The sequence below is a fragment of the Rhodococcus sp. SORGH_AS_0301 genome (genome assembly GCF_030818285.1).
GTDB lineage: Bacteria > Actinomycetota > Actinomycetes > Mycobacteriales > Mycobacteriaceae > Rhodococcoides.
Window position 1 is genome coordinate 3,993,927 of record NZ_JAUTAC010000002.1, and the last position, 6,074, is coordinate 4,000,000.

The 6,074-nt window shown below is 65.2% G+C and carries 4 protein-coding genes and 2 rRNA genes (1 of these 6 only partly in view); 3 read left to right on the top strand and 3 right to left on the bottom strand.

From position 1 onward, the window contains the following. Window position 1 precedes the first annotated feature (1 nt). Complete coding sequence (locus tag QE397_RS19515; RefSeq protein WP_307096811.1) at window positions 2-853, bottom strand: HAD family hydrolase; 852 nt, start codon at window positions 851-853, stop codon at window positions 2-4. Between the two features lie 94 nt (window positions 854-947). Here QE397_RS19515 and QE397_RS19520 point away from each other — a divergent pair, with 94 nt between their 5' ends. The 3 genes from QE397_RS19520 (at window position 948) to QE397_RS19530 (ending at window position 4,650) form a co-directional block, all read left to right on the top strand. Then, a complete protein-coding gene (locus QE397_RS19520; RefSeq protein WP_307096813.1) occupies window positions 948-2,630 on the top strand; it encodes an ABC-F family ATP-binding cassette domain-containing protein in 1,683 nt (560 codons plus the stop codon). Between the two features lie 111 nt (window positions 2,631-2,741). Then, window positions 2,742-4,124 carry a GntP family permease gene (locus QE397_RS19525; protein ID WP_027507266.1) on the top strand — a complete coding sequence of 461 codons (1,383 nt, stop codon included), beginning with the start codon at window positions 2,742-2,744 and terminating at the stop codon, window positions 4,122-4,124. Between the two features lies 1 nt (window position 4,125). Then, window positions 4,126-4,650 (top strand): gluconokinase, encoded by a 525-nt coding sequence (locus QE397_RS19530; protein ID WP_373425263.1) that lies wholly within the window; start codon window positions 4,126-4,128, stop codon window positions 4,648-4,650. 108 nt (window positions 4,651-4,758) lie between these two features. Here QE397_RS19530 and rrf read toward each other — a convergent pair. Then, window positions 4,759-4,875, bottom strand: a 5S ribosomal RNA gene (gene rrf, locus QE397_RS19535). 143 nt (window positions 4,876-5,018) lie between these two features. Then, window positions 5,019-6,074, bottom strand: a 23S ribosomal RNA gene (locus QE397_RS19540) (it continues 2,079 nt past the right edge of the window).

Consider the following 6,074-nt stretch of genomic DNA (forward strand, 5'->3'; position numbering starts at 1 on the left):
TCTAGCTCCACCACCGTTCGAGCACGCGGGCGACGCCGTCGTCCGCGTTGCTCGTGGTGACCTCGTCGGCCGCGGCGATCGCAGCAGGGTGCGCATTGCCCATCGCGACGCCGTGGCCGACCATCGTCAGCATCGGCACGTCGTTCGGCATGTCTCCGAAGGCGATCATCTCGGACGCGTCGATGCCGAGTGTGCGCGCGATCTCCAGCAGTCCCGACGCCTTCGACACTCCGGGCGGACTCAGTTCGATCAGCCCGTTGTCGGTCGAGAAGGTCACGTCGGCGAGGTGCTCCACATGGGACGTCAGCGCGGCCGCCATGTCCCCGCTCGTCATCGACGACTGCCGGATCAACAATTTCACGGCGGGGGCGGACAGCACCTCCTCCGAGGACGTCTCGGTGTTGTCGGGGTTGAGCCACGCGTGCTCGTAGCCGGGACAGCTCACGAACTGCGGCGTCGCCGCGTCGTGCGCGCTGCGGCCGACCCGCTCCACCGCGAGGCCGCACCCGGCGATGAGGGACTCCGCAAGAGCGGCCAGCTCGGCCAGATCGGTCACGCTCAACGTCCGCGCCGACACGACCACGTCGTTCTCGCTGTCGTAGATCACGGCGCCGTTGGCGCACACGGCCATGGGCGCGTGACCCAGCTGCTCGACGATGGGCCCGATCCACCTCGGCGGTCGACCCGTCGACAGCACGAAGGTGTCCCCGGCCGCCACGACGGCGTGCACCGCGGCCTTCGTTCGAGCCGTCACGCGCTCGTGGTGGTCGATGAGCGTTCCGTCGACGTCCGATGCGACGAGCCGCGGCCGTCCGGTCTCGCCGGGAGTGACGGGTCGCTGTGTGGGCTGCATCGGTCAAGTTTGCCCGACGGGGTTCCGCGACGTCTCCAGCGACGCACGAATATGGCGTGGAGGACGCGATCGACCGGCCGTAGTCTGACGTCCTGTGTCCCATCTCGAACTGTCCGACGTCGACTACTTCCTGCCCGACGGCCGCCAACTGCTGGACGGCGTGTCGTTCCGGGTCGGTGACGGCGCCAAGACCGCACTGATCGGACCCAACGGCACCGGCAAAACCACCATCACCCGCATCGTCGCCGGTGACGTGCCGCCGGACGAGGGGAGCGTGACGCGCTCCGGAACGCTCGGGGTGATGCGGCAGTTCGTCGGCCAGGTGCGCGACGAGTCGACGGTGCGTGACCTCCTGCTGTCCGTGTGCGCCGAGCCCGTCCGTACGGCCGCCCGGCGACTGGACGACTCCGAGAACGCGATGATCGAGCACGACGACGAAGCGACCCAGATGGCCTACGCACAGGCGCTGTCCGACTGGGGCGACATCGGTGGGTACGACCTCGAGCCGTTCTGGGACGAGGTCACCATGGCCGCGATGGGCACCTCGTTCGAACGCGCGAAATGGCGGGCCGCGTCCACGCTCAGTGGCGGCGAGCAGAAGAGGCTCGTGCTCGAGGCACTGTTCGCGGGCAACGATCAGCTGCTGCTGCTCGACGAGCCCGACAACTACCTCGACGTGCCGGGCAAGCGGTGGCTCGAGCGCACCATCGCCGCGTCGGACAAGTCGGTACTGTTCATCAGCCACGACCGAGAGTTGTTGTCCACGGCCGCAACTCGCATCGTGACACTGGAGCCAGGGATCAACGGCGCCTCGGCGTGGGTGCACGGCGGCGGCTTCTCCACCTACACCGAGGCACGCGAGAAGCGGAACGCGCGACTCGACGAGTTGAAGGCGCGGTGGGACGAGGAGCGGGTGAAACTGCAGGCGCTCGTACTGCGGCTGCGCGAGAAGGCGAAGTTCAACGACGGTGTGGCCTCGCGCTATCAGGCGGCCCGGACGAGGCTCGCGAAGTTCGAGGAGGCGGGCCCACCCGAGGCGGTGCCGCTCCGCCAGAACGTCGCTGTGCGGCTCACGGGAGGACGGACCGCGAAGCGTGCACTCGTGTGCACGTCACTCGAGTTGACCGGACTCATGCAGCCCTTCGACACGGAGATCTGGTACGGCGACCGCGTGGCCGTACTGGGCTCCAACGGGTCCGGCAAATCGCACTTCCTGCGGCTGCTCGCTGCCGGCGGAACCGATCCCGACCTCGAGCACCTTCCCGTCGGTGAACTTGACCTGGCACCCGTATCGCATACGGGCACAGCCACTCTCGGTGCGCGGGTCCGCCCGGGACTGTTCGCTCAGACCCACACCCGTCCCGACCTCGAGGGCAACACATTGCTGGACATCCTGCACCGCGGGACCTCGCACCGTGACGGGATGGGACGGGAGGCCGCGTCCCGCGCACTGGACCGCTACGGGCTCTCCCGCCAGGCGGAGCAGAGGTACGACGACCTCTCCGGTGGTCAGCAGGCACGGTTGCAGATCCTGCTGTTGGAGCTGTCCGGCGCCACGATGCTTCTCCTCGACGAACCCACCGACAACCTCGACCTCGAGTCGGCCGACTCCCTGCAGGACGCGATCGTCGCGTTCGACGGAACCGTGGTCACGGTGACGCACGACCGATGGTTCGCTCGGAGTTTCGACCGGTTCCTCGTCTTCGGGGCGGACGGTCGGGTGTACGAGTCGGGTGAACCGGTGTGGGACGAGGGCCGCGTGGCACGCGCTCGATGACACCCCGGCGGACGTGACGATTCGGACACGGTGAGGCGCGTGCAACGCCGTGCGTGCGAGTCGCGCCGTTAGTGTCGGGACACATCTCGGCACGCGAAAGGGTGACTCGGCGTGGACATCATGGAACCGGTACACGGAACGGCCTACCTGCTGTCGGTCGCGGCCGTCGCCGTGGCCGTCCTGCTCTTCCTCATCATGAAGGTGAAGCTCCACGCCTTCCTGTCGCTCGTTCTGGTGAGCATGGTGACGGCGGTCGCCGCAGGCATCCCGCTCGCGGACGTACCCGACACGCTCCTCTCGGGCTTCGGAGGGACACTCGGCAACGTCGCGTTGCTCGTCGCGCTGGGCGTGATGCTCGGCCGACTCCTCGAGAAGACCGGTGGGGCCCAAGTTCTCGCGGACACCCTCATCGCACGCTTCGGTGAGAAGCGCGCTCCCTTCGCGCTCGGCGTCGCCGCCTTGATCTTCGGGTTCCCGATCTTCTTCGACGCCGGTCTCGTCATCTTCCTGCCGATCATCTTCTCGGTGGCGCGGCGCTTCGGCGGATCCGTCCTGCTCTACGCGCTGCCGACAGCCGGCGCCTTCGCGGCCATGCATGCGATCGTGCCGCCGCACCCGGGACCCGTGGCAGCGGCGGACCTCATGGGCGGAGACATCGGCGTCACTCTCGTCGTCGGGCTCCCGGTCGCGATCATCGCGTGGTTCCTCGGTTCCTACCTGGTCGGCACACGCCTGGGTCGCCGGTTCGTCACCAGCCCGGCCGCGCTGTTCGCGGATGCCGCCGATGACCCCGACGCTCCTGCCGTCGCGCCACCGCGCTTCCTGGCCGTCCTCGGACTGCTCCTGTTCCCGCTGATACTCATCTGCCTGAACACCGGTGTCTCGACGCTGCAGACCGCCGGAATCGTCTCGGAGGACGCCGGATGGGCGGACGCACTCATTCTCCTGGGGCAGACACCCGTCGCTCTGCTGCTGACGGTGCTCCTGTCACTCGTGGTCCTGGCACCCGGACGGTTCTCCGTCTCGAAGGCCACGTCGCTCATGGACGACGCCCTGGGCCCGGTGTGCGCGATCATCCTCATCACGGGCGCCGGCGGAATGTTCGGCGGAGTTCTTCGCGCCAGCGGCATCGGTGCGTCTCTGACGGAGTCGCTGTCGGATCTCGGGTTCTCGTTGATCGTGCAGGCGTTCCTCATCGCGGCGGCTCTCCGCGTCGCGCAGGGCAGCGCGACGGTCGCGCTGACGACCACTGCCGGCCTGGTCTCGGCTCAGGTGGTCGAGCTCGGGTTGGGTAACTTCGACATCGCACTGCTCGTGTTCGCGATCGCTGCGGGAGCCACCGTGCTCTCGCACGTGAACGACTCGGGTTTCTGGCTCGTCAGCCGATTCTTCGGCATGGACGAGAAGACGACTCTGAAGACTTGGACGGTCATGGAAACGACATTGGGACTCGCGGTCTTCGCGCTCGCCTCACTGCTCTGGGTGGTGTTCTGACGTGACGGACCACGCCGACGGCATTCCGAGACACATCGTCGTGATGGGTGTGTCGGGGACCGGGAAGACCACCGTCGGCAGCGCACTGGCGACGACACTGGGGAGCACCTTCATCGAGGGCGACACTTTTCATCCCAAGGCGAACATCGACAAGATGTCTGCAGGCCACCCGCTGAACGACGACGACCGTCGACCGTGGCTCGCCGCGGTGGCAGGTGAGATCGGACGAGTGGCAGGCGAGGGTGGAACGTCGGTGACGGCCTGTTCCGCCCTGACGCGGCTGTACCGGGACTGGCTGCGCGGGGGCTACCCGGATCTGTTCTTCGTCCATCTGCAAGCGGACTACGACACGCTTCTCGACCGCATGTCGCGCAGGAAGCACTTCATGCCCCCGTCTCTGCTGCAGTCGCAGTTCGACACCCTCGAGGACCTCCAGGCGGACGAGCACGGCGCGGGAGTGCCGGATGTCGACGGCGTCGAGAAGGTGGTGGCAGCTGCCGTGACGGCAGTGGGCGCCTCCCGGTAGCACCATGCCGGCCGGCGGGGGGCACGGCGAAAGACCTTATGCCGGTGCATGACCCGTGAATGCAGAAAGCCCCCCGACCGGTGGTCGGGGGGCTTTCTGGGAAGGGTTGTTCGGCGGTGTCCTACTCTCCCACACCCTGTCGGGTGCAGTACCATCGGCGCTGGAGGGCTTAGCTTCCGGGTTCGGAATGGGTCCGGGCGTTTCCCCTCCGCTATGGCCACCGAAACTCTGTGAAACAACAGAGCACGAGGCACACACGTTCCCTGTCACCGGTGCTGCTGGTGACGGTTCGGTGGTGCGGGTTTCAGTTATCTGCTGACCAACTCGTGTGTTGTCTCAGATACTGCACAGTGGACGCGTAGCTTCTTTGTGGTAAGTCCTCGGCCTATTAGTACCAGTCACCTGCACCCATTGCTGGGCTTCCAGTTCTGGCCTATCAACCCGGTGGTCTGCCGGGGGCCTTACCCCCTCGAGGGGGTGAGAAACCTCATCTTGGAACAGGCTTCCCGCTTAGATGCTTTCAGCGGTTATCCCTTCCGAACGTAGCTAACCAGCGGTGCTCCTGGTGGAACAACTGGCACACCAGAGGTTCGTCCGTCCCGGTCCTCTCGTACTAGGGACAGCCTTCCTCAAGTTTCTGACGCGCGCGGCGGATAGAGACCGAACTGTCTCACGACGTTCTAAACCCAGCTCGCGTGCCGCTTTAATGGGCGAACAGCCCAACCCTTGGGACCTACTCCAGCCCCAGGATGCGACGAGCCGACATCGAGGTGCCAAACCATCCCGTCGATATGGACTCTTGGGGAAGATCAGCCTGTTATCCCCGGGGTACCTTTTATCCGTTGAGCGACACCGCTTCCACTTGCCGGTGCCGGATCACTAGTCCCGACTTTCGTCCCTGCTCGACTTGTCAGTCTCACAGTCAAGCTCCCTTGTGCACTTGCACTCGACACCTGATTGCCAACCAGGCTGAGGGAACCTTTGGGCGCCTCCGTTACATTTTGGGAGGCAACCGCCCCAGTTAAACTACCCACCAGGCACTGTCCCTGAACCAGATCATGGTCCGAGGTTGAGGTATCCAATACGATCAGAGTGGTATTTCAACAACGACTCCACACACACTGGCGTGCATGCTTCACAGTCTCCCACCTATCCTACACAAACCGAACCGAACACCAATACCAAGCTGTAGTGAAGGTCCCGGGGTCTTTTCGTCCTGCCGCGCGTAACGAGCATCTTTACTCGTAATGCAATTTCGCCGAGTCTATGGTTGAGACAGCTGAGAAGTCGTTACGCCATTCGTGCAGGTCGGAACTTACCCGACAAGGAATTTCGCTACCTTAGGATGGTTATAGTTACCACCGCCGTTTACTGGGGCTTAAATTCTCAGCTTCGCTCCCGAAGGAACTAACCGGTCCTCTTAA

Excerpts from the sequence above, each read along its gene's own strand:
- QE397_RS19515 (WP_307096811.1), bottom strand. The coding sequence starts at position 853 with ATGCAGCCCACACAGCGACCCGTCACTCCCGGCGAGACCGGACGGCCG.